Source organism: Burkholderia sp. HAN2018, assembly GCF_024704855.1.
Classification (GTDB): domain Bacteria; phylum Pseudomonadota; class Gammaproteobacteria; order Burkholderiales; family Burkholderiaceae; genus Burkholderia; species Burkholderia cepacia.
In genome coordinates this window covers 1-3,129 of record NZ_QOBB01000415.1, presented here as the reverse complement: position 1 = coordinate 3,129, position 3,129 = coordinate 1, and the positions used below count along the sequence as shown (strand labels likewise).

Genomic DNA, 3,129 nt, shown 5'->3' with positions numbered 1-3,129 from the left:
CGGGCGGCGGATCGGGGAGGCGCGGCAGCGCGGCCGGCAACGCGCCGGGCGACGGCCCGATCGCGAGCGTGCAGCCGAGCCCGGGCCGGAAGTCGGCTTCGCGTCCGGCGAAGCCGGCGAAAGTCGCCACGGCGCGATGATGGTCGGGATCGATCGACGGGCGAACCAGCTTCAGCAGCGGATGCACGCCGGCCATGATGTCGACGTCGATCACGGACGCGGCAGGGCGGCCCGATACGTACACGCCGGAACACAGCGCCTTCGCCGCATAACCGGTCGCGACCGGCGCGAGCCGGGACAGCATGTAGCCCGTGTAGCCGATCGCGGCGACGGCCGCGAGCGCGACGCCGCGCAGGATCGGCTTCTTGAAGGGGATCGTCATGCGCGGGTGTCCTCGGTTGTCGGAAGGCGGAACACGAACCGGCAGTGTCGCAGGTTCGGGCCGGCGGTGGCAATCGCGAGGGCGGCGATGCCGGGCAGCGTCGACACGGCGCGGATTGCCCGGCCTGCGCGAATCGTCTGTGTCGATCGCCGAGGTCGAACGGGCCGCGTGCGGCCCGTTCAAGCGGTGTATCACTGCGCGTTGTCGTGGTCGGAGCGCAGGGTCCAGACCGTCGCGGTATTCGTGTTGTCGTCGACGGCCGCGAATTGCGGCTGGCCTTTGCGGCCGTACCCGAACGCCAGGCCGAACGCGGCCCCGGGAACGGTGTCGACCTGCATTTGCGCGACGAAGCGCCCGTCCACCGTGAATTCGCCGATCTCGCTCGGCTGCAGCGGGTCGGCGTTGACGCGTCGCCGTTCGCGGTCACGAGATGGCCGTTCGGTGCGAGCGCCAGCGCGACCCGGCCTGACAAGTTGAAATCCGACCCGTCGTCGTCCGATAATCGTCCGGCATTGCACTCCCCCTTTCCCAGTCCAACCGATATCGGAACCCGACATGTCCTACGACAACAACAACCCGTTCGCCAGAATCCTGCGTGGCGAACTGCCGTGCGTGAAGGTCGCGGAAGACGACACGACGCTCGCGATCATGGATCTGATGCCGCAGGCCGACGGCCACGTGCTCGTGATCCCGAAGGAGCCGGCCGCGCAGATCTTCGACTTGTCCGGCGACGCAGCCGCGGCCGGCATCCGCATGACGCAGCGCGTCGCGGCGGCGGTGCGCGCGGCGCTCGAGCCGGACGGCGTGTTCATCGGCCAGTTCAACGGCGCGGCAGCCGGCCAGACGGTTCCGCACGTGCACTTCCACGTGATCCCGCGCTGGGAAGGCGCCGAGCTGCGGATGCACGCGCGCGAGATCGCCGACGCGGCGACGCTCGAAGCGCTCGCGCAGCGCATTCGCGCGCGTTTCGTGTAACGCGGCGATCGCACGCGGCACGGCGCGCCACGACACACCGGCCGGCCGTCGCGCCATTACCTGTTTCGGCGGTCATGCGAGGTAACACGTGTAACCGCCGGCGAAACTCGGCCCGGCCGACCCGGCGCTAGACTCGGCGCATTGCTTCATCGAGCGACAGGAAGGGCGGATCGCCTCTTCGTGCCGGCCGCCGCACCTCGCGGCGGCGCGGCGTTCGCGAGGTGCCATTCGTCTTTCGCGCCGGGAATCGAGCCATGTCCAGACTTCTCATTACGCTTGCCCTGATCGGTGGCCTGTCCGGCTGCTACGTCGCGCCGCCGTACGGCTACGCGCCCGCGCCGGCCTACTACGGCTATGCGCCGGCGTATTACGCACCGCCTGTCAGCGTCGGGATCGGCGGCAACTTCCGCATCCGCTGATCCGGCGCCGGGCGCGGGCCCTGGACGCCCCGGCCAGGGTCGTGGCGTCGTGCCGGACGATGCGCGCGGATTCGCGCGCCGCATGACGGCGGCGCGCCGCGCGGCGTGTGCGCGGTTCCTATACTTCACAGGAAAGCGCACTCCGGCGAGGCAGTCATGACAGTCACCCGCAAGGTCGCCGCCCTGTCGGGCATCTCCACGCTCGTTTATCTCGGGCTCGCGGTGCTCGGCAGCGGCGGGTTCGCGGCCTTCTTCTCGCATCCGCCGCTGACCGTCGTCGTCGTCGCGACATTCGCGATGGCCGTCGCGGCGATGTTCACCGAAGGCAACCTGAGCAGCGGCGAGCGCGAGAACCGCGACAACCGCTGGGTGCTCGCGGCGTTCGGGGTGAGCGGGTTCCTGCTGGCCTACCTGCCCGCGCTGACCGACCGGCTCGACTTCTGGACCTTCGGCGGCGACGCGGTGCGCTGGGCCGGCGTTGCGCTCTACATCGCGGGCGGCGTGCTGCGCATCTGGCCCGTGTTCGTGCTCGGCAAGCGCTTCAGCGGGCTCGTCGCGATCCAGCCGGGCCATACGCTCGTGACCGACGGCATCTACCGCCGCATCCGCAATCCGAGCTATCTCGGGCTACTCGTCAATTCGGTCGGCTGGGCGCTCGCCTTCCGCTCGGGTGTCGGCGTGCTGCTGGTCGTGTTGACGATGATCCCGCTCGTCGCGCGTATCCGCTCCGAAGAGGCGCTGCTGCGTGCGCAATTCGGCGCCGAGTACGACGCGTATTGCGCGCGAACCTGGCGGCTGCTGCCCGGCGTGTACTGACCCCCTTCATTTTTCCCCGACCGTCGTTTCCGAGCCCGCTCACGACACGTGCCCGATGTGTTGCCACGTGTGTCGCAAACGTGCGACGCCCCGCATGGACGACCCGTCGTCGCGCAGGGCCGGAACCTCGGCGGAGCCAATGCCGGCGCGGGTTTGCGGGCATTCTGGTGCGGGCGTTCGGGGGCGCCTGTTCGTAAACAACTTGTTACCAGAATGTCGACGGCAAGGACGCGGGACCGGTGCTATTCTTCGCCGCAAGCTCATTGAAATGAATTGGTCCACGGTTCGGCACAATGCCAGACCCGACGTCGATCGATTCAGATCGTCGTACCGAGCGGACCTTCGATAACCAGATTGCGAACAAGGAAGAATACGGGAATGTGGAAGAAAATCGCCCCCGCTCTCGTCGTCGCCGCGCTGACCGGCGCGACTGCGCTGCCGGCTCTGGCAGGTGACATGAACAACGCGCTTGGCGGCGCGCTCGGCGGGGTAGCCGGCGCAGCGGTCGGCGGTGCGCTCGGCGGCAGCACGGGCTCG

At 69.0% G+C, this 3,129-nt stretch carries 3 protein-coding genes and 2 pseudogenes; 3 read left to right on the top strand and 2 right to left on the bottom strand.

The window, feature by feature from the left end:
- Together DPV74_RS40310 and DPV74_RS40305 are read right to left on the bottom strand one after the other, a co-directional pair.
- A pseudogene (locus tag DPV74_RS40310) lies at nucleotides 1–382 on the bottom strand (serine hydrolase); the annotation flags it as partial.
- A gap of 191 nt (nucleotides 383–573) precedes the next feature.
- Nucleotides 574–857: pseudogene (locus DPV74_RS40305) on the bottom strand (hypothetical protein); the annotation flags it as partial.
- 80 nt (nucleotides 858–937) lie between these two features.
- Between DPV74_RS40305 and DPV74_RS40300 the strand changes: the two are divergent.
- The 3 genes from DPV74_RS40300 (at nucleotide 938) to DPV74_RS40290 (ending at nucleotide 2,592) form a co-directional block, all read left to right on the top strand.
- Entirely contained in the window at nucleotides 938–1,357 is a 420-nt protein-coding gene (locus tag DPV74_RS40300) for an HIT family protein (protein WP_021159927.1), read from the top strand.
- 254 nt (nucleotides 1,358–1,611) lie between these two features.
- Nucleotides 1,612–1,776: a hypothetical protein gene (locus tag DPV74_RS40295; protein WP_162836114.1), complete on the top strand. Its 165-nt coding sequence runs from the start codon at nucleotides 1,612–1,614 to the stop codon at nucleotides 1,774–1,776.
- A 156-nt stretch (nucleotides 1,777–1,932) separates the two neighbouring features.
- Nucleotides 1,933–2,592 carry an isoprenylcysteine carboxylmethyltransferase family protein gene (locus tag DPV74_RS40290; RefSeq protein WP_119339210.1) on the top strand — a complete coding sequence of 220 codons (660 nt, stop codon included), beginning with the start codon at nucleotides 1,933–1,935 and terminating at the stop codon, nucleotides 2,590–2,592.
- The last annotated feature ends 537 nt before the right edge of the window (nucleotides 2,593–3,129 follow it).